Origin of the sequence: Pseudomonas asplenii (assembly GCF_900105475.1) — a bacterium.
Taxonomy (GTDB): domain Bacteria; phylum Pseudomonadota; class Gammaproteobacteria; order Pseudomonadales; family Pseudomonadaceae; genus Aquipseudomonas; species Aquipseudomonas asplenii.
Map to the genome: position 1 here is coordinate 5,756,202 of NZ_LT629777.1, position 17,962 is coordinate 5,774,163.

Sequence of the window (17,962 nt, forward strand, 5' to 3'; positions counted from 1 at the left end):
TCGCTTCGCGAGCACGTCTCTAGTCGTCCATCAAACACTTGGCTCATATGCCAGATAGAAAATACCTCGATGACGGGGCCATACCGATTGACAACAATGGTTGAGCGAACAGCGCGGACGCGGCTCACAGACACTGTCGTTCATGGGCCGCGGTCATGGGCATGATCCGTCTACCTGTCTCAAGGAGATGCTGAGTTGTTGGCGCCTAAGTGGGTAAACAGTCTGGACTAATCCTAGAGCTGTTTTTCCATGACGATGGTGCGCTCAGCCCCATGAAACTCGTCGCGGACTTTTTGATAACCCAACGCAGCATAAAACTTTTCAGCTGTAATCGACGAGGGGACACGTACAGCTTCGATGCCATCGCAGGCAGCGGTTGCATGAATGACCTCCATTACAGAGTCGAAACGGTGCCGCCGTCGATACGGTGCTCGGATCCTGAGATCGAGGTCGCTCGCGGGGACGCCAGGAAGGCGATCAGATCGGCCACCTCTTGAGGTTTGGCCGGCCTGCCAAGCGGAATTCCGCCTATCGCGTCCATGACCATGCGTTTGCCTCCTTCGTAGTCTGTTCCAGCCTGGTCAGCCAGCCGTTGCGCCAGCCTTACGGACGCTTCGGTTTCTATCCACCCGGGTGCCACGCTCAGCACACGAACCCCTTTGGGCATGACTTCTTTTGCGAGGGACTTGCTATACGTGGTGAGCGCCGCTTTGGCGGCAGCGTAGGCGGTGGTGGACTCAGGCAAAGGCATCACGCGCTGGATAGAGCTTACATGGATGATGACACCTGAACCCTGGGCAAGCATGGCGGGTAACAGCGCGCGATCCAGACGTACTGCGGGCATCAGATTCAAGTTCAACTCCGCGAGCCATTGCTCGTCACTGATGGCAGCAAAACCACCACCGGGCGTGTCTGAACCACCGACCACGTTGATCACGATGTCGACGCCGCCCCAACGCTGGAGGACGGTCTGCGCGACATGCGCGACGCCTTGCGCCGTGGTCAGATCAGCCGGAATGTAGGTGACGCCGTCCACAGGTTGTACTGACACGTCGCGGGCAGATGTCGCCACCCGTGCGCCAGCCTCCACGAGGGTTTGAACGACGGCAGCGCCAAGGCCCATCGTGCCCCCGGTGACCACAGCCCGCAGGCCATTGAGTTGAAGGTCGAAGCTCATACAGTAATCTCCAGGCGTGCGATCAGGTCACGCTCGAGTCGGAACAAGAAATTGAGATCGATCGGGCTACCCGGAAAGTTCCCGGTCACGCTGGCGCAGACAACATGGACACCGTCCACCTGCTCCACCGAACGGAGCTGCGTGGTGCACGTGTACAACGTCGATGACTCAACCTTCCAGGCCTTGATCGCCTCACGGCCGGTATGGGTCAGCCCCTTATCTTTGACGACTCCCTGCCTCGTGAAACAGTGAGCGACGGCATCGGGGCCTTGCGTATCTGCCGCGAAATACGCGGCAATGGGATCGAAGAGGTTTAGACCTGACATAAAGGACTCCGTGGTAAGGACGGGGCACAGAATGCGCCATAGCGGTCATTTCAAGAATCGCCTAAAATCAGGATTGGCTATGTAGAGAACAATACATAATGCGCGGATCCGAATTTGCCGAACTCAAAGCGTTCGTCGCCATCGTGGAGCGTCGAAGCTTTGCCCGGGCGGCAGAGCATCTGGGCCTATCCCCTTCTGCACTCAGCCAGACTATTCGACAGCTCGAAAGCCGCATCGGCGCGCGCCTTCTGAATCGTACGACTCGAAGTGTCGCGCCATCGGCCAGTGGCGAGCGGCTGTACGGGCGCATAGCTCCATTGTTTCGCGAGATGGACATGGCAGTCGCCCAAGCCCGTGAGGCGACAGGACAGATGAGTGGCACGCTGCGCATCAATACGTTGGGGATCGCAGCGAGAAGCATCATTGCGCCACGGCTTGCACGCTTCCATCAAGTACATCCGGATGTGGTGCTCGACATCGTGGTCGACGATGCTTTGGCTGATATCGTTGTTGGCCGTTTCGACGCGGGCATCCGCGTGGGCGCAGAGCTCGAAAAAGATATGATTGCCGTGCGCCTCACGCCCGACCTGAAGATGGTTGCCGTGGCCTCCCCGGACTATCTCGCGCGTCGAGGAACACCCAAGTCACCTGCCGATTTGCAGGACCATGCCTGTATCAACTGGCGACTCCAGATGGACGGTAGGCACTATCGGTGGGAGTTCAAGAAACGGGGACAGCCACTCGAAGTAGCAGTGGACGGCCCCGTTGTCACCAATCACCCTGACATCGGCATTGCTGCAGCGCTACACGGACTCGGCATTGCCTATCATTTTGAGAGAGACGGCGTGGGTGAGCTTCTAGCCCAGGGGCGGCTGGTCCAAGTCCTTGCAGACTGGTCGATCTCGCATCCAGGGCTGTTCCTCTACTACCCGAACAAACAGCACAGACCTGCCGCCCTGGGTGCGTTCATCGACTGTCTGTTGGATCGAAAACCGTTCGATCAGCCCTGGCCAGGCGGGAACCTGGATATGACGCCTCATTAGTCTGGCAGTGAACTAATAGGCTTCAGACCTCTACGAGCGGCTCCAACAGTCGTAAATCATGATCGCTTTCAAGAAACATCCGACTAGAAAGCGCTCTTTATCACGCCCCCATCGGCTCGCAACGCAGCGCCCGTCGTTGCCGACGAAAGCGGACTGGCCAGATAAGCCACCAGGGAGGCAATTTCCTGCGGTGAGCCAAATCGCTTGATGAGCGAGGTGGGCCGAACTTTCTCGAAGAATTCCTTTTCGAACGCTTCGAACGATTGGCCCTCGGCTTTGGCAAGGGTCTCCACGAATTCGCCCACTCCGCGCGATTTCGTCGGCCCCGGCAGGACGCTGTTGACGGTAATGCCCGTGCCGGCAACGGCTTCGGCCAATCCACGCGAGACGGCAAGCTGCGCGGTTTTCGTCACCCCGTAATGGATCATCTCGACCGGAATCTGCACCCCGCTTTCGCTCGAAATGAAAATGATGCGCCCCCAATCAGCCTGCCTCATCGCCGGCAGAAACAGCCGAGCAAGGCGTACGCCACTGAGCACGTTGACGTCGAAGAAACGTTGCCAGTCCGCGTCGGGGATCTCTTCAAACAGCTTGGGCTCGAAGATGCCCAGGTTATTGACCAGGATTTCCACACCCGGATAGCGTCGTGCGACCTCCTCGGCCGCAGCCGCCGTGCTCAGATCGCCCGCAAACCCCAGCACATCGCCGCCGGTCTGTGCCTTCAGTTGCGCCACCACCTTGTCCACAGACTCTTGGGCGCGGCCATTGACGATGACACGGGCGCCCTCCTGCGCCAACGTGCTGGCGATCGCCAGGCCGATACCGGCCGTACTTCCGCTGACCAGCGCGAGTTTACCTTTCAGATTCAGGTCCATCGGTGACTTCCTTTTTCGTGGGTGAAATGGAAATGACGGCATCGCGTCTTGAACAACGGAATGCCGCCAACGGGTTCACATACGCGTAATCAAGGCGCCACCACCGACCCGCGCAGCCGGTCACGAAAGACGAGTCGTCCGACGCAAAAGGGATGTGCGGGTTAAGACGCACGAAAGAGTCTAGTGGGATTTTTTCAATTGAAAGCGGCCATCTACCCACCGTGCCCCAGAAACGTCAGCGACCAAGACGGTCTGCCAACGCCCTGGCCTGCTGGGTCGCGGCTTCGCGGTTGCCCCCATGCCACTCAGCCAGGTCGGGCAAGGACCGGTGCTGCTGGGGGCCGAACACGGGTTGCCGGATTTGCCGGAGGTACAATTTCGGCTGTTCACCTCGCCTGAGGCGGACCCGGCAATTGTGGCGGCGGTCACTCAGTTGACTGTGGAGTATTGCGCTACGCGCAGGGATTGAGCGTGTTCAGATGGCGTTGAATACCCTCAACCCCCGGGATACCCGATTCGAGCCTCAGCAAAATCCCATTATTGCGACCATGATTTAACGACGCCGTTCTTGTCGAATGTCACACTAAGGTAGTTGCTATCATGACCTTTATTTCCTGAGAGTTCTTTAATCGAGTTATTCGCCTTGTCCAGGTCATACGTTTTATTGCTGGCTTGGGCCAGAGCTGATTTTGCAGAATCAGTACCCGGAATCGTACCCACCAAATTATAAAGCGATGTCAGGTTGTCTCGTGCGGTACGTTTCCTGTAAATGACGCTGGAACTGCCATCGCTGTAATTACTTTTAGAGTCCGGTTCCCCATACAAGCTTGCGACCTCAGCCAGAGTGGTTTTACCCTTGAGGATGTGCGATGCCACGTAGCTTTCTGAAAACTTGTCATCCCCCATCGCCATAGGCATCGAAGGCAGTGACGGCATTGAGCTGCAGCCGCCAGTGATGGCCGAACTTAAAATCGCCATTAAAACCAGTCTTCTCATTCCTAACCCCTTAGCCCTATTCCTGGACCGTTATTTCTGCATTTACGAATGATCCTTGCACACGAAACTTCCACCGACCCAAGGCGCGCCAATACGCCCTCAATGCTCGGCAACAAGAGCTGGAACAGCCCTGAAAGAAGTTGATACCGATTATAAAGTTACACTTGAACGCCCGAGAAAATTCTCTTGCCTGGGCATCTCAAACTGTTGCCTGTGCGTCTCAGTCGGCCTGCATCTGATCAAGGATCTTTTGCAGGGAAAATCCGGTGTGAGCACGGTTGGACTTTTCTTCGTGACGCCGCCGTCCGGCTGCTGCCTGCTCCCTGGCTTCCGTGGGCGAATAACCGAACGCCGTCTTGAACGAACGACTGAAATGCGCGTCGCTTTTAAAACCGAACTGGAACCCCAGGCTGGAAATACGCTGTTGGTTGCCGAGGTCGCTTTGAAGCAGCTCCCGAGCCTTGTTCAGCCGGCGTAGCTGAATGTAAGCCGACACGCCCGACTCCTGTGCGAACAGTCGGTACAACCGGGCCCGTGAAAGGCCCAACTGCCCGGCCACGAAGGCCGGAGACAGATCGGGTCGGTGCAGATGCTGTTCAATCAGTTGACGCGCGCGATCGAGCAGCGTGTGATCGATTTGCACCTCGGCATCCGTGAGGTTGGCGGCACTGGGTGCCAGTGCGGCTGCGACCATGGCCAGCGTCGCCTGTTGAACGTAGGGGATGTCGTCGTGCTTGAGATCAGGAAGCCGATGCCGCAAGGCGCGCATGTGATCGGCAAGCAAGTCGCCCAACGCCCCTTGCAACACCAGTCCATGAAGGTCCTTGGAGCCCAGGCGGGCGCTGAGGACATCGCGAGGAACAGTGAGGATAATCGTGTCGCCGGCGGCAATCACGCTGTCCAGTTCCCGTGCCAGGTCGAGCACGTAGATCTGCGAATGCCCCGCAGTGAGCGTTGTGCGCCCTGCCGAGCCCTGGATTGAATGGGAAAGGCTCAGGCAGATGTAGTAATGATCGAGTCCATCCCGTCGAATCATCTGCAGAGGCCGTTTCACACCGTAGTGCACCGGTGCGCACTCTCCCTCCCAAACACCACAGCCCATCAAGATTTCGCCTACAAAACTGGTCGTTAGACGGTAATTGAATCCTGATGACTCCGTTTTGCCGATATTGATGTCGAAGATGGCATTGACTTCTTCACGCCAGGCCTCGAATCGCGACCTGGGAGGGAGCGCCTGAGTGCTGAACGTAAAAACCGGATATCCCATGACGTATCAACTCTGTGATGAAGACTCATATTGGACTGGAAAGCACGCTGATCTTTCCAGCGCCCATCGACGTACAGCGTCCCGAGCGCTGAGTAGTCGTCAGCTCGTCGAGCAGGTACAACCGCCATTCGTGTCAGCTCCAGTCCCTGGAGCCATGGAGCCCCGCGTATAATTGCCCCAATCACTTGACGATCCAGACCTCCAACCCTCGGATCATCGCAATCAAACGCGTTTCTCGTCGAGGTGTCAGGCCCTGGAGAGGCCCTCCCCCGCGTATCCGGTGCTCAAGAATGTCGATGTGATCGACCATCCCGGGACCGCAGCGTTCAATGCCTTTGCCAACGGAGTGGGCTACATCTGCGTGTGTGCGGGCACACCCCATGGGGTCCAGAACGTCATGGGCGACTTGATCCAGAGCGCGAACGGGGTGGTGGGCTCATTGCCGGTGTTGATCATTCAGCGGGCGGACCGGGGCTCTACCACCTGCTCACCCTCGGCATCCTGCGGACACGGCTGGAAGGTTTCGTAACGGTGGACCCGTTGGGTTCTGCCCCACCGCCACGCTGGATTCAGAGGCTCGATGGTGCGGGGCTTTCGATCCAGCGCGTGAGATGCTCGGCATAGTTCGCCGCGGCCTTTTCGAGTTCGTCGGGCGCGAGTTTGTCGGCCTGGTACAGGACAAAGGGCTCGCTCCATTGCAGTCCGCACCGGTGCGCGGTCGCTCGCAGCGGAGCGAGCAAGTCCGACATCGTGTACAGATTGCGTCCCCCTGAGGTATAGGCCTCAACTGTGTTCCCGGCCGTAATTGCAACCATGATGGGCGTGCCTTCCAGGCGCCATCCTTCGGCCTCGTAGGCGATGTAGAACATGCGGGTCAGCACCGCGTCCTGCCAGGCCTTGAGCAGTGGCGGGCTCGAATACCACTGCATGGGAAATTGCAGTACGATCCGGTCGGCGGCGAGCAATCGGGCGGCCTCACGCTCACCGTCGCGTAAAAGATCAAGGCCTTGCGGGCAGGCGGCGCTCATGTCGACGACCTCCACACCGGGCAGCGGCGCGGCGGCGCGCACCAACGCGGCATTGGCTTTCGATCGGCTTGAATCGGGATGAAAAAGCAGCAGAAGTGTTTGGGTCATCACAGGCTCCATCGGTTGGGATGGCGAGATGATCACCGGCCTCTTCTCAATAATCTAATCGATGAAATGTCTAATCTATTATCGACTGCATGAATTTACGATCGCTGGACCTCAACCTGCTGGTGATACTGGACGCGCTGCTCGATGAAGCGCATGTCAGCCGTGCTGCCGAACGGCTTTTCCTGTCGCAACCGGCCACTTCAGCCGCGCTGCAACGTTGCCGCCATCTGTTTCGCGCCCCCTTACTGGAACGCGGCCGGGGCTGCATGCGCCTGACACCGAAAGCGCAGTCCTTGCGCTTGCCATTGAAAACGTTGCTGGTCGACGTGCGCAATCTGGTCGATCTGCCTGAAGTGCCGCTGTCCGATATCCAGCAGACGCTGCGCATTACCATGGCCGACTATCCCGCGTTGTTGGTAATCGCGTCGTTGCAACGCGCCCTCAGTGAAACAGCGCCGGGCATTGCGATCGTGGTTCAACCCTGGCGAGGGGCCGAGGCCGCTCGCGCAGCCCTGATGGATGGCACCACCGACATCGCCGTTTCGGTCTTTCCCGGGCCGGACGCAGACATTCACTGTGAGTGGTTGCTCGACGAACACTACGTCATTGCACTGCGCCATGATCACCCGGCCATCCAGGGATTCGATCTCGCCCGGTGGCTGTCCTATCCCCACATTCTGGTATCGGGCAACGGTGAGGCCAACAGCCCGCTGGATGACGAACTGGCCCAGCTCGGCATGAGCCGGCGCATTGGACTGGTGGTGCCCTCCTTCGGGATGGTTCCTGAATTGCTGCGCGGTTCAGACATGATTGCCATGCTGCCCTCGCGGGTGTTGTCGGCGACCCGCGATTTGAGTGTGTTACCCGTGCCGATCCCCGTGAACGGGTTTCAGCTTCACCTGGCGTGGCATCAGCGCCGGGAGAAAGACAAGGCGCTACGGCATGTCACCGGGCTGCTCAAAGAGCTGCTGTGATAGGACAGGTTTACATCAGCCTTCCTGTCGATGACTCTTGTTCTCAAGACTACCGGTGGTTTTCTCACCCATCCGTTCTCCCCCCTGATTGCCGACCAGCCTTGGGCGAGCCGTCAAGCAGTGCACCCACCACTGCCCGCGCCACTTCCACCGAATGCAGCATGTTCCAGAACAGCGCCCGCTCGACGGGGTTGTCGTGCAGGCCGATTTCGTCGCCATTGAGTTCAGCGGTTTCAAGCAGGTGGGAGACGTAGGTCAGGGCGTCGTGGGCGGTGATGCCTGGTTGGATGGTAAATAGCGTGGGCTTGTCAGGCGCTGCGGGGGTGACGGGTTTGCAGGTGGTGAATGCGAGGGTGTCGAGTAGCTGGGCCGGGACTGGCGTGGATTCGTCGTTGGTGGGCTGGCGCAGATACCGGTCTTTGTCGGACGTACTGAGCACATCGCGGGATGCTGGTGGATCGGGAGTAATTTTCTTAGCCATGGTGAATCCCCTGTTTAACAGTTAAGGAGCTCATCCATCCTCGCTGCGAAACAAGGGTGGCGAACTGCGCGCAGGTTCGCAGACCAGGGTAAACAGGAACCCGGCAGGCCGAAGCCTCCTGCGCACAGCCCGCCATAACGCGAGCAACAAAAAGCCGCTTACGCGGCGCTGTGCGCCTGTTTACGACCGGGCTGCGAAACCCGTGCCGCTGAATTGGCAGCGGCAGTCGAACAGTAGCCATCGCATTGGGCGCACACAATATTGTCCCATGCCTGAAAGGCGTAGGAAATATAGGAATATTTGGCAGGCTGTTTCTGCGAGGAAAAACCTCGTAAGCGCTCCATAAACCCCACTTGGCTAAAGATAGGTAAAGCGCTTAGCTGTGAAGTCGAGGTTCGCAGTTCCACGGCAGCAAGGCTTCGTAATCCTCAACCGAAGTCGCCGTTGGCAGGCGTTCCAGTGCGTGGCGCAGCCACGCATAAGGCTCTTGGCCGTTGGCTTTGGCAGTCTCGACCAAGCTGTAAAGTTGAGCACTGGCCGTCGCGCCCTTGGGCGTGTCGCTAAACAGCCAGTTCTTTCTTCCGATCACGAAGGGGCGGATCGCGCGTTCTGCCGCGTTGTTGTCCATCGGCAAATACCCTTCCTCGACGTATCGCTCCAGCTTGCTCCAGTTACTTGCGAGGTAACTGATGGCTTTGCCCAAGGCATTCTGAGCGGTGACCTGGGGCTGCGTCTTTTCGATCCAGCTTTTCAACTGAGCCAGTATCGGCAGGCTATGTTCGTGACGGCCGATTTTACGATCAGCGTCGCTACTGGCCTTCAAGTCGCGTTCGATCCCATACAGCTTGTTGATCAGATTCAGCGCGATATCCGCACGTCCCGTTTTACCTTTGGGCTGCACTTTCTGTGCTTCAACAAACTTGCGTCGCGCATGCGCCCAGCAGCCTAGACGCTCAACTCCGTCCTGCGCGCCCAAGGCATTGTAACCGGCGTAGTCATCGGTCATCACGTAACCGCGATAACCTTCGAGCAGGCGCGTTGGCACCTCCTGCGCACGGCTGGTGGAGTAGTCAAAAAGGATGACCGGCCTATCCGGTGGGCCGCCGGTTTGCACCCACATCCAGGATTGGCTGCTCGGTTCTCGATCTGGTTCTTTCAGCACTTGCACGCGCGTTTCGTCGCAGTGGATGACGCGGCTTTCCAGTAGCCGGTCGCGCATCAAATTCAGCAGCGGCTGAAAGTGTTCGCCGCACTGGATCACCCAGCGAGCCAAAGTCTGGCGCGGGATATCAATACCGTAGCGACCCAACACTTTTTCAAATCGATGAAGCGGTAAACCGTCAACGTATTTGGTAGTCAGCAACATCGCCAAAACGCTGGGGCTGGCCATGCTTTTTTCAATCAGTTGAGCAGGCTTGTCCGCAGTGACTGGGGCGGCTTCGCATTCACGGCAACCGTAGATCTTGCGCACATGCTTGATCACGCGGATCTGCATTGGCACGATCTCAAGCTGCTCGCTGATTTCCTCACCAATGCTGTGTTTACGGCAACCGCAGGCGCAGGTCAGTTCGTGCTCGGGCAGTTCGTGGATGACTTCGATGCGCGGCAGATCGGCAGGCAGCGGCTTGCGCTTGCCACGGCGCTTGGCGGGGGCGACAACCTCTTCTTCAGCGTTTTCGTCGATAGCTTCGACGACGCTTTCGGCTTCGTTGAAGAGCGCCAACTGCGGTGTGGCCGGATCGGCTGTTTGCTCGGACTTGCGTCCGAACAAGCGCTGGCGCAGCAATGCGTTCTCTTCTTCTAGAAAACCGACCCGCGACTGCATCTTCGCAAGCATTTGCTTGAGCAGTTGGAGATCGTCGGGAAGGTTGTCGGGCATGGATTTCATGCCCTGGATTATACCGAATCAGGCCACGAATCGCGGCGTCAAAACCTGATGGGGACGGTTACGCCAGAGGTCAAAACCGTCGAGCAGCCAGTTCAGTTCCTGGACGGTGAGGACAATCGCCTCGTCGGTGGCATCGGGCGATGTTTTGAATCGCTCTGATTCCAGGCGTTTGAGCCAAAGGCAGAAGCCGTTGCGCTCCCAGTACAAGATTTTCACTCGGTTGCGCGGCTTGTTGAGGAAAACGAAAAGTACCGGGTCGAATACGGCAACCTTGATATCCAGTTCGACCAGCGCAGCCAGTCCGTCGATGGATTTTCGAAAGTCTACAGGTTTGGGGTAGAGGTACACTTTTTCGACTTTGGCGTCGGGTCGCATCATGGCGCACGGGCTCCTGAGAGTATCGGGAGCCCAGCATCCCGCGTTAGCTTAGTGCTTTGAATGTGGGGTTTATGGAGCGCTTACGGTCATCGCGGCCAGGGACCTGAAAAATTACAGTGGTGCTGACGCGACGCAGCCCCCCCTTACTGAAACCAATCGACAGCTATTGGAAATCTTCGACAGGTTCGCCAAAAGCCATCCGAACACCGGGTATTTATCCGTCGCAACGGATGACGGCGGCTTCGCCGGTTGGCCTGACGACAAGACCATAGTCAACTACGATCCACGCTTGCGGCCATGGTACAAAACTGCGATGAGCGCACCGGGGACCACCCTGCGTACAGACGCCTACTATTGGGCACCCGATGACGTGACGCTGATCTACACCGTGCACACCATTATTGACGCAAACGGGAAAGTTGTGGGGGCAATGGGAATTGATGTGTCGCTCAATCAACTCAACGAACTGGTCAAAAAGCTCAAGCTAGGCGACAGTGGCTATCTGATGCTGGTGGAGGGCAACGGCAACGTGCTGGTGGACGCCAGCGATGCCAAGCACAACTTCAAGTCCTTAGCCGACCGGGGCCCCAACTACGCCGAGCTGGCCAAGCACGGCGACGGCGTGACTCAGATCGACATCGACGGCGTGGCCTACATGGCCAACGTGGTCAGCTCCAAAGACCTGGGCTGGCGCTTTATCGGGCTGATCAAGCGCGATGAAGTGATGGCCGGCGCCACCCGGCTGACCTGGCTGATCGCGGCCATCGCTGCGGCACTGGCCGTGGTCTTTGCCATTGTCGGCGCCAGTTTCGCCAGCATGATCGTGCGCCCGATTCGCGGCGTGGCCGACGGCCTGCAAGAGATCGCAGAAGGTGAAGGCGACCTCACACGCCAGCTCAAGGTGCAGGGCAAAGACGAAACCGCCAGCCTGGCAGGCTGGTTCAACCAGTTCCTGAGCATGATCGCACAGTTGGTGCAGCGCATCGGCAACGCGTCGGCCGACCTGCAGACCGCCGCCGACACCAGCGATGTGGCCAACAACCTCAACCAGGCTGCCGGTCGCCAGCGTGAAGCGGTGGAATTGGTGAGCACCGCGTTCAACGAGATGGTGGCCACTGCCAACGAAGTGGCACGCTCCTGCAGCGCCGCAGCGTCGAGCGCCGACCAAGGCTACCGCGACGTGCACACCGGCGAGCAGCATATCGGCGAAGCCACCGGCAGCGTGCTCAAGCTCAGCGAAGACCTGCAGAAGTCGACGCAGACCATGCAACTGCTGGAGCAGGACAGCCAGAACATCAACACCATCCTCGACACCATCCGCTCGATTGCCTAACAGACCAACCTGCTGGCGCTCAACGCCGCCATCGAAGCCGCGCGCGCCGGTGACCAGGGCCGTGGCTTTGCGGTGGTCGCCGACGAAGTCCGCGCCCTGGCGCGCCGTACGGCTGACTCCACCGGTGAAATCGACAGCCTGCTCGGCAACCTCGCCCGCCGCACCCAGGAAGTGACCCAGCAGATGCAGGGCAGCCTGCAGGTGTCCCACACCAGCGTGGAACGCATCCAGCAGGCCCGCGACAGCTTCGACAAGATCCGTGGCTCGGTGGACTCGATCCGCGACCAGAACACCCAGATCGCCACCGCCGCCGAAGAACAGCATCAGATGGCCGAAGAAATCAACCGGCACATCGCGCAGATCCATGCCGATGCGCAAATGGTCGAAGGTTTTGCCCACTCGGCACAGACCGGTTTAGGCCGCTTGACCGATATTTCCGGTCAGCTCAAGGGGTTAGTGGGCCGGTTCAAGTTCTGATTTCTACTTCCCCGCAGGCGCCACAAACACGCGGCTCCTGCGCGCTGGCCGGAGGTTTCGTCCGTCACTGGATCAAGCACAAGCTGATGCAGGCCATGCACTAACGAGAAGCGGGGCGGATGTTCGGGAAGTGGTGCAGGTGCCACGATTGCAGCCCTACCATTTTCATTACATCAAGGGTCGCGACTATCACTTGCACGGCGCCGCTGCAGGTATGCTCTACACGCAGATTCTCGACTGCCCAATCCCCGATTGGCTAAGCGGATTCGTCTTCACTCACCGCCCCGCTGACGCTCTCTTCCTGTTTGTGCTGAGAGTGTGGATTGTGAATGAGATTCCCCCGACATCTAGAAAACTCAGACGGTATCGGCCCTACCTTAAATATCCAATCTGAAGATATTATAAGGCCGCTGCACGCTCTGAATGTCGGCAGTAGCCACGTATCAAATCAGCTCCCTTTTCCGCAATCATCATCGTCGCGGCGTAGGTATTTGCAGAAGGCATCATCGGCATAACAGAGGCATCTATTACCCTCAGGTTCTGCATGCCATGCACTCTTAGTTCATGACTTACCACAGACATCTTGTCGGAAGCCGGCCCCATGCGTGCGGTGCCGACCAGGTGGTAACCCGTTGAGCCGTTCAGTCGACAGAAATCCAACATCTGCTCATCGGTTTGCACCTTCGTGCCGGGTATTGTTTCTTCCACCAGGTATTTGGATAGCAGCGGCGAATGCAGCAATGCTCGGATAATCTTCATCCCCCCCACCATTACATCTTGGTCCGTCGAGTGTTCGAGATAGTTAGGCTGGATGATCGGGTCGACAAAAACATCCTTGGACACTGCGCGCACGTAGCCTCGGCTCATTGGTCGGTGCTGCCACCAACCGCCCGTCACGCCAGGGTAGTTATCCAATACGTAGTGCCTACCCTCCTTGTAACTTCCAGGGGTGAAGACACATTGGAGGTCAGGCAGCTGGATATCGTCCTTTGACTTGCAAAACAGAAATACCTGTGAAGGCACCAATGCCAGGATACTCGGCTGCTTCATTGCCCAGCGCATGATTTGCATCCCTAGGCGAGGGCCTCGCGCAAGTTCATTGAGGGTGACGACGTCGGAACGTGCACGCATGACCATGCGCGCAGAGTAATGATCGATCAGATTTTCACCCACACCAGGCAGTTCATGTACCAATTCAACGCCCAGCTTGGCGATCAACTCACTCGGCCCAACCCCTGACACTTGAAGTAAACGGGCTGTGTTAGCGGTACCGGCACTGATGATCACTTCACGCTTGGCCAGCACTACAGTTTCAACTCCACCCTGTTTACGCAGAAAACTGACGCCGATGGCCCGCTTCCCCTCGAAAAGCACTCGATTGGCGCGTGCGTTAGTCAGGAGCTTTACGTTCCCCCCTTTCAAGGCGGGGCGAAGAAATCCTTCGGCAGCGCTGACACGATAACCGCGGTCAATCGTGCGCTGAAAATAGCCGACCCCTTCTTGATCTCCTGCGTTGTAATCGGGGTTTCGCCGATAGCCGTGCTGGACCGCAGCGTCAATAAAAGTTTCAGAGACGGGGTGGAACCAGTCCATGTCCGTCACCGGGATGCCGCCCGTGCGCCCGCGCACCGTATCATCGCCTACCCCGACCCTGCGTTCCGTCTTGGCAAAGTAGGGAAGCACATCGTTGTAACTCCAGCCCGGATTGCCCAAAGCCGCCCAGTTATCGTAGTCGGCCGGCTGTCCACGAACGTAAATCATGCCATTGATGGAGCTGGAACCTCCAACAACTCGACCTTGTGTAGTTGAAATCGGTCGTCCGCCAGAACCATGGGACGGTTGTGTTTTGAACTGCCAAGTAATTGCTTGCTGAGTCAGCGTTTTTACAAAACCGGCGGGAATATGCACGTAAGGCCGCAAATCCCCTGGCCCCGCCTCAAGAATGCACACAGATACTGACGGGTCTTCTGCCAATCGAGCAGCCAAAATCGAGCCCGCGGCCCCAGCTCCCACAATCACATAATCAAAAGTTTCAGCATTTAGAGAGTGTGCATTCATTTTTTATACCTGTGGCAGGTTAAGCAAAAATATTAAAGACAATGAACGCTGGAGAGAAATAAAACCCTACTAAGGATTCATATTTAAAAATCGAGCGATCCCAAAATCACAACTACCTAAGTAGTGCAACCCATCAAACTTTATGGATAAAAACAACGCATTCTTGAACGGGGTCGATGCTAACAAGCCTGCCAACGCAACAAAAACGATTTTTTTTGAATCACAGGTGCAAAAAATTCACCGCCACTTTTTCATTGGGTCGAGCTGATTAAATTCCCATCAGCGTGCACTCACCGACTTATTAGAAGGCTGCTGCGATCCAAACATGTTAGCATCACGAAAGTTTCACTCCCCTTGCTCAAATGAATTCACTTCACTCGGAGGCTTCATGTCACTCGGATCATATGAGGTCTTTGTTGCCATCGTAGAGCGCGGCAGTCTGGCCGCCGCCGCGCAACAATTGAATTTGTCGCCTTCCGCAGTCAGCCATGCACTTGCCGCTTTCGAGCAATCACTTGGCTTTTCGCTGTTCATTCGCGGCCGGACGGGTGTTCGCCTGACGGCTGGCGGGGAAGAATTGCTGTTAACGGTGCGAGAAGTGCTTCAGGCCAACGAAAAACTGCGCCAACATGTGGCACAACTGCAGGGCCTGGAGACAGGCACCGTGACTATCGGCACGATCAGCTCAGTCAGCGTGATGTGGATGCCAAGTATCATTCGATCATTCAAGGAGCGATTTCCGCGAATCAAGATAGTCATCGAACAAGGGGGCTATGACGACGTTACCGATGGCATTTTGAAAAACAGGGTAGACCTGGGTTTCGTAACTTCACCAGGTGCGCCAGGTCTTGAGTTGATACCGCTCTATGCAGACCCCTTGTTGTGCATCACGCCCCAAGCGTTCGAACCGCTGAATAAGGCCTACATGACGGTCGCGGAGCTTTCGAAAACCAATGTAGTGATGCAGCGCGAAGACTGTGGCAAGGACCTGCACCAGTTGCTGAACATTCACAAGGTGGTGGTGCGAGCCTGCGCCAAAGCGGTCGATGACGCGGCAATCATTGCTATGGTTGAAAGCGGTCTGGGCGTGAGCGTCATCCCGCGCCTGGCGCTGCAGCACTACCAAACAACCGCGCAAGTGTTTCCTTTCGCTCCGCCGGAAAGCCGCGCGATTGCCCTGGCATCACTCGGTTATGAGGCTCTCTCACCAGCCGCCCGGGAAATGCACGACCAGATTGTGCGGTACGTCACCCATTGGGCAACGCATCAATAGGAGATGATGCTCGATTCCCGCTGATGAAGTCTGCGGTCCCGATCCGCGACCTAGCTGCCCGTCTGGCCAAACAGTTGCTCGATTTGCTCCAGCAGCCCATCGGCAAATTGTTTAGCCGGCATTTCGGCCATGGATATTTGCGTGGAGGTTCCCTGAAGGCCAGCAATCTGCCAGATATGATCCATCAACAGACTGCGCAGATGTTCGTGATCGCGCACCTTCAGACGCACCAGCAAATCCAGATCCCCCGTAATCAGAGTGACCTCTTGCACCTCGGGCATTCCCCATAAACGGCACATGGTGTCCGCCAGATCGTGGCCGGCGACAGCGGTGATCGACAAGTAGACCGTTTGCGTATAGCCCACCAGGCCCCAGTTGATTTGTACCGAGTAACCGGTAATGACACCTGCGCGCTCCAGCCGGCTCATTCGATCGCTCACGGTCGGTGCGGAAACTCCTAGCGCCACCGCCAACTGTCGGTGAGACATGCGGGCGTCAGCGACCAGGCTACGCAAAAGTGCCACATCAAGTTCATCCAACTTGTAAGGCATACCCACGGGTGCCGCCACCTCTCTGACTCTCGCCAATGATGCTTTTTGCTCGATCATTGCCCGCTCCCGATTGCTTGAATTCAGCAAAAATAATGGTGGAGATTAGCATTTGAGGCCCTACGCCGACCCCATCAAAACATAACCATTTATGCGTATATTTTTTCATCTGAAAAACCAAAACTTTCACGGATTGTCAATCGAATAACCGTGTGTAGAATAAAGTTCAAGTATGAAATATTGGTCGGTATTACGGAGACTGCTATGCCCGCTCGTAACTTGGATGCTCATCTCTTCATAAATGGTCAGTGGCAAGAAGGTCACTCGGGTACGCGCGATAACGTGGATCCTGGCACCGGAGAGACCATCGGCATAGTCAGTCTGGCTGACGCCTCCCAGGTAAAAGCTGCGATTGATGCCGCCGCCGCCGCCTTCCCGATGTGGAGTCGGTCTGCGGTACCGACCCGCAGCGCCATTCTCAAGAAGACCTCTGCCTTGCTGGCCGAACGCGTCGACGAACTGGCATCCGTACTGGTTCTGGAAGGTGGCAAGACTAAAGCCGATGCATATGGCGAAGCCCAGCGTACGATTGAAACCTTTGCCTGGAATGGCGAAGAGGCCACGCGAATTTTCGGTAAGGTTCACACCGGCCTGGTTGAAGGGAGCACGCGCTTTTCAGTGCCCACCCCACTTGGCGTAGCTGCCGCGATCACCGCGTGGAATTTCCCAGCAGTACTGGTCGCACGTAAGTTGGGAGCCGCACTTGCAGCGGGTTGCACAATCGTGCTGAAAGCGTCCGAGTTTACGCCGTGCAGTGCCAGAGTTATCGTTCAGGCCTTGATGGACGCAGGCTTGCCGGCGGGTGTCGTCAATCTGGTGTACGGCAACCCGGCCGCTATCAGCGAGCAGTTGCTCGGCTCGCAAACGGTAAAGGTGATCTCCTTTACCGGCTCCACTCAGGTGGGTAAAACCCTCGCCAGCCTAGCGGCCAAAAACCTCACGCGTTGTGTGTTCGAACTCGGAGGACACGCTCCAGTCATCGTCTGGAGCGATGCCGATATCGAGAACGTAGTACGGGTTACCGCGCCCGCCAAATTCGGCTCTGCCGGCCAATCATGCGTGGCACCTACACGCTTTCTGGTCCACCACGCGGTACATGATCAACTCGTACGTGCGCTCGTCGAAAAGGCCGAGTCTTACCAGTTGGGCCACGGCACGATAGAAGGAAGCACACTGGGACCCGTCGCGCACGAAGGGCGTATCAAAGAGTTCATGCATTTGATTGATGATGCCGTGACCAAGGGCGCAACCCTGGAAACCGGCGGCTATCAGCTGGACTGCCCGGGCTTCTTCTTCAAACCTACAATTCTGAGCAATGTACCGCCGAATGCCGAGGTGCTGTTTGAAGAACCGTTCGGGCCTATTGCGACCATTCAGAAAATCAGCTCGGTAGACGAGGCGCTGGAACATGCCAATGCCGGGCCTTACGCGTTTGCCGCTTACCTGTTCACGGACTCACTGCGGGTGCGTAATCAAGTGGTGAGCGGTCTGAACGCATCGAACATCGGCGTCAACCAGACCGCACCGTCACTTCCCGATGTCGCGCTCGGCGGCCTGGGCAATAGCGGTTATGGCTATGAAGGCGGCACAGAAGGCGTACTGGCCTACACCCAACTGAGGCTGATCAGCCAATCCGCGATTTGAGTGGCGCAATGCACGACCTGCGGCATGA

The 17,962-nt window shown here is 57.3% G+C and carries 16 protein-coding genes and 3 pseudogenes; 7 read left to right on the forward strand and 12 right to left on the reverse strand.

Going from position 1 to position 17,962, the window contains the following annotated elements:
* Positions 1 to 233: 233 nt before the first annotated feature.
* The 3 genes and pseudogenes from BLU37_RS25475 to BLU37_RS25485 form a co-directional block, all read right to left on the reverse strand.
* A pseudogene (locus BLU37_RS25475) lies at positions 234 to 353 on the reverse strand (GNAT family N-acetyltransferase); the annotation flags it as partial.
* 41 nt (positions 354 to 394) lie between these two features.
* Positions 395 to 1,177: an SDR family oxidoreductase gene (locus BLU37_RS25480; protein ID WP_090210080.1), complete on the reverse strand. Its 783-nt coding sequence runs from the start codon at positions 1,175 to 1,177 to the stop codon at positions 395 to 397.
* On the reverse strand, positions 1,174 to 1,503 hold the full coding sequence (locus BLU37_RS25485) for a nuclear transport factor 2 family protein (RefSeq protein ID WP_090210082.1): 330 nt from the start codon (positions 1,501 to 1,503) through the stop codon (positions 1,174 to 1,176). The genes BLU37_RS25480 and BLU37_RS25485 overlap by 4 nt, the downstream gene beginning before the upstream one ends.
* Positions 1,504 to 1,601: 98 nt before the next feature.
* Between BLU37_RS25485 and BLU37_RS25490 the strand changes: the two genes are divergently transcribed.
* Positions 1,602 to 2,546, forward strand: coding sequence for a LysR family transcriptional regulator (locus BLU37_RS25490; RefSeq protein WP_090210084.1), 945 nt, complete (start codon positions 1,602 to 1,604; stop codon positions 2,544 to 2,546).
* 83 nt (positions 2,547 to 2,629) lie between these two features.
* Here the strand turns inward: BLU37_RS25490 and BLU37_RS25495 are convergent, their stop codons facing one another.
* Positions 2,630 to 3,421, reverse strand: coding sequence for an SDR family NAD(P)-dependent oxidoreductase (locus BLU37_RS25495; RefSeq protein WP_010446675.1), 792 nt, complete (start codon positions 3,419 to 3,421; stop codon positions 2,630 to 2,632).
* Positions 3,422 to 3,701: 280 nt separating this feature from the next.
* Here BLU37_RS25495 and BLU37_RS29610 point away from each other — a divergent pair.
* Positions 3,702 to 3,890: pseudogene (locus tag BLU37_RS29610) on the forward strand (LysR family transcriptional regulator); the annotation flags it as partial.
* A 68-nt stretch (positions 3,891 to 3,958) separates the two neighbouring features.
* Here BLU37_RS29610 and BLU37_RS25505 read toward each other — a convergent pair.
* Together BLU37_RS25505 and BLU37_RS25510 are read right to left on the reverse strand one after the other, a co-directional pair.
* Positions 3,959 to 4,417, reverse strand: coding sequence for a hypothetical protein (locus BLU37_RS25505; RefSeq protein ID WP_232000405.1), 459 nt, complete (start codon positions 4,415 to 4,417; stop codon positions 3,959 to 3,961).
* A 220-nt stretch (positions 4,418 to 4,637) separates the two neighbouring features.
* Positions 4,638 to 5,684: a helix-turn-helix domain-containing protein gene (locus tag BLU37_RS25510; protein ID WP_232000407.1), complete on the reverse strand. Its 1,047-nt coding sequence runs from the start codon at positions 5,682 to 5,684 to the stop codon at positions 4,638 to 4,640.
* Between the two features lie 280 nt (positions 5,685 to 5,964).
* Between BLU37_RS25510 and BLU37_RS30075 the strand changes: the two genes are divergently transcribed.
* The gene (locus BLU37_RS30075; protein WP_408003629.1) at positions 5,965 to 6,213 is read left to right on the forward strand and encodes a hypothetical protein; all 249 of its coding nucleotides are present in this window, start codon (positions 5,965 to 5,967) and stop codon (positions 6,211 to 6,213) included.
* A gap of 40 nt (positions 6,214 to 6,253) precedes the next feature.
* On the opposite strand, the gene BLU37_RS25515 is transcribed toward BLU37_RS30075, so the two are convergent.
* Positions 6,254 to 6,820 (reverse strand): NAD(P)H-dependent oxidoreductase, encoded by a 567-nt coding sequence (locus BLU37_RS25515; protein WP_090210091.1) that lies wholly within the window; start codon positions 6,818 to 6,820, stop codon positions 6,254 to 6,256.
* A gap of 89 nt (positions 6,821 to 6,909) precedes the next feature.
* Between BLU37_RS25515 and BLU37_RS25520 the strand changes: the two genes are divergently transcribed.
* Entirely contained in the window at positions 6,910 to 7,794 is an 885-nt protein-coding gene (locus BLU37_RS25520; protein WP_090210093.1) for a LysR family transcriptional regulator, read from the forward strand.
* 64 nt (positions 7,795 to 7,858) lie between these two features.
* Here BLU37_RS25520 and BLU37_RS25525 read toward each other — a convergent pair whose 3' ends face one another.
* The 3 genes from BLU37_RS25525 to tnpB form a co-directional block, all read right to left on the reverse strand.
* Positions 7,859 to 8,275 carry a hypothetical protein gene (locus BLU37_RS25525; RefSeq protein ID WP_090210095.1) on the reverse strand — a complete coding sequence of 139 codons (417 nt, stop codon included), beginning with the start codon at positions 8,273 to 8,275 and terminating at the stop codon, positions 7,859 to 7,861.
* A 376-nt stretch (positions 8,276 to 8,651) separates the two neighbouring features.
* Positions 8,652 to 10,163 carry an IS66 family transposase gene (tnpC, locus tag BLU37_RS25530; protein WP_090202057.1) on the reverse strand — a complete coding sequence of 504 codons (1,512 nt, stop codon included), beginning with the start codon at positions 10,161 to 10,163 and terminating at the stop codon, positions 8,652 to 8,654.
* A gap of 18 nt (positions 10,164 to 10,181) precedes the next feature.
* Positions 10,182 to 10,541 carry an IS66 family insertion sequence element accessory protein TnpB gene (gene tnpB, locus BLU37_RS25535; RefSeq protein ID WP_004883347.1) on the reverse strand — a complete coding sequence of 120 codons (360 nt, stop codon included), beginning with the start codon at positions 10,539 to 10,541 and terminating at the stop codon, positions 10,182 to 10,184.
* Between the two features lie 103 nt (positions 10,542 to 10,644).
* Here tnpB and BLU37_RS25540 point away from each other — a divergent pair.
* A pseudogene (locus tag BLU37_RS25540) lies at positions 10,645 to 12,351 on the forward strand (methyl-accepting chemotaxis protein); the annotation flags it as partial.
* Positions 12,352 to 12,750: 399 nt separating this feature from the next.
* Here BLU37_RS25540 and BLU37_RS25550 read toward each other — a convergent pair.
* Complete coding sequence (locus tag BLU37_RS25550; RefSeq protein WP_090210099.1) at positions 12,751 to 14,409, reverse strand: GMC family oxidoreductase; 1,659 nt, start codon at positions 14,407 to 14,409, stop codon at positions 12,751 to 12,753.
* A 388-nt stretch (positions 14,410 to 14,797) separates the two neighbouring features.
* On the opposite strand from BLU37_RS25550, the gene BLU37_RS25555 reads away from it, so the two are divergent.
* Positions 14,798 to 15,682 (forward strand): LysR family transcriptional regulator, encoded by an 885-nt coding sequence (locus BLU37_RS25555; RefSeq protein WP_090210101.1) that lies wholly within the window; start codon positions 14,798 to 14,800, stop codon positions 15,680 to 15,682.
* Between the two features lie 50 nt (positions 15,683 to 15,732).
* Here BLU37_RS25555 and BLU37_RS25560 read toward each other — a convergent pair whose 3' ends face one another.
* Positions 15,733 to 16,290: an Lrp/AsnC family transcriptional regulator gene (locus BLU37_RS25560; protein WP_090210103.1), complete on the reverse strand. Its 558-nt coding sequence runs from the start codon at positions 16,288 to 16,290 to the stop codon at positions 15,733 to 15,735.
* Positions 16,291 to 16,494: 204 nt separating this feature from the next.
* Here BLU37_RS25560 and BLU37_RS25565 point away from each other — a divergent pair, with 204 nt between their 5' ends.
* Complete coding sequence (locus tag BLU37_RS25565; protein ID WP_090210106.1) at positions 16,495 to 17,934, forward strand: aldehyde dehydrogenase family protein; 1,440 nt, start codon at positions 16,495 to 16,497, stop codon at positions 17,932 to 17,934.
* Positions 17,935 to 17,962: the final 28 nt, after the last annotated feature.

Coding starts and splice junctions, on each gene's coding strand:
- BLU37_RS25480 (WP_090210080.1), bottom strand. CDS start 1,177: ATGAGCTTCGACCTTCAACTCAATGGCCTGCGGGCTGTGGTCACCGGG.
- BLU37_RS25485 (WP_090210082.1), bottom strand. CDS start 1,503: ATGTCAGGTCTAAACCTCTTCGATCCCATTGCCGCGTATTTCGCGGCA.
- BLU37_RS25490 (WP_090210084.1), top strand. CDS start 1,602: ATGCGCGGATCCGAATTTGCCGAACTCAAAGCGTTCGTCGCCATCGTG.
- BLU37_RS25495 (WP_010446675.1), bottom strand. CDS start 3,421: ATGGACCTGAATCTGAAAGGTAAACTCGCGCTGGTCAGCGGAAGTACG.
- BLU37_RS25505 (WP_232000405.1), bottom strand. CDS start 4,417: ATGAGAAGACTGGTTTTAATGGCGATTTTAAGTTCGGCCATCACTGGC.
- BLU37_RS25510 (WP_232000407.1), bottom strand. CDS start 5,684: ATGGGATATCCGGTTTTTACGTTCAGCACTCAGGCGCTCCCTCCCAGG.
- BLU37_RS25515 (WP_090210091.1), bottom strand. CDS start 6,820: ATGACCCAAACACTTCTGCTGCTTTTTCATCCCGATTCAAGCCGATCG.
- BLU37_RS25520 (WP_090210093.1), top strand. CDS start 6,910: ATGAATTTACGATCGCTGGACCTCAACCTGCTGGTGATACTGGACGCG.
- BLU37_RS25525 (WP_090210095.1), bottom strand. CDS start 8,275: ATGGCTAAGAAAATTACTCCCGATCCACCAGCATCCCGCGATGTGCTC.
- tnpC (WP_090202057.1), bottom strand. CDS start 10,163: ATGAAATCCATGCCCGACAACCTTCCCGACGATCTCCAACTGCTCAAG.
- tnpB (WP_004883347.1), bottom strand. CDS start 10,541: ATGATGCGACCCGACGCCAAAGTCGAAAAAGTGTACCTCTACCCCAAA.
- BLU37_RS25550 (WP_090210099.1), bottom strand. CDS start 14,409: ATGAATGCACACTCTCTAAATGCTGAAACTTTTGATTATGTGATTGTG.
- BLU37_RS25555 (WP_090210101.1), top strand. CDS start 14,798: ATGTCACTCGGATCATATGAGGTCTTTGTTGCCATCGTAGAGCGCGGC.
- BLU37_RS25560 (WP_090210103.1), bottom strand. CDS start 16,290: ATGATCGAGCAAAAAGCATCATTGGCGAGAGTCAGAGAGGTGGCGGCA.
- BLU37_RS25565 (WP_090210106.1), top strand. CDS start 16,495: ATGCCCGCTCGTAACTTGGATGCTCATCTCTTCATAAATGGTCAGTGG.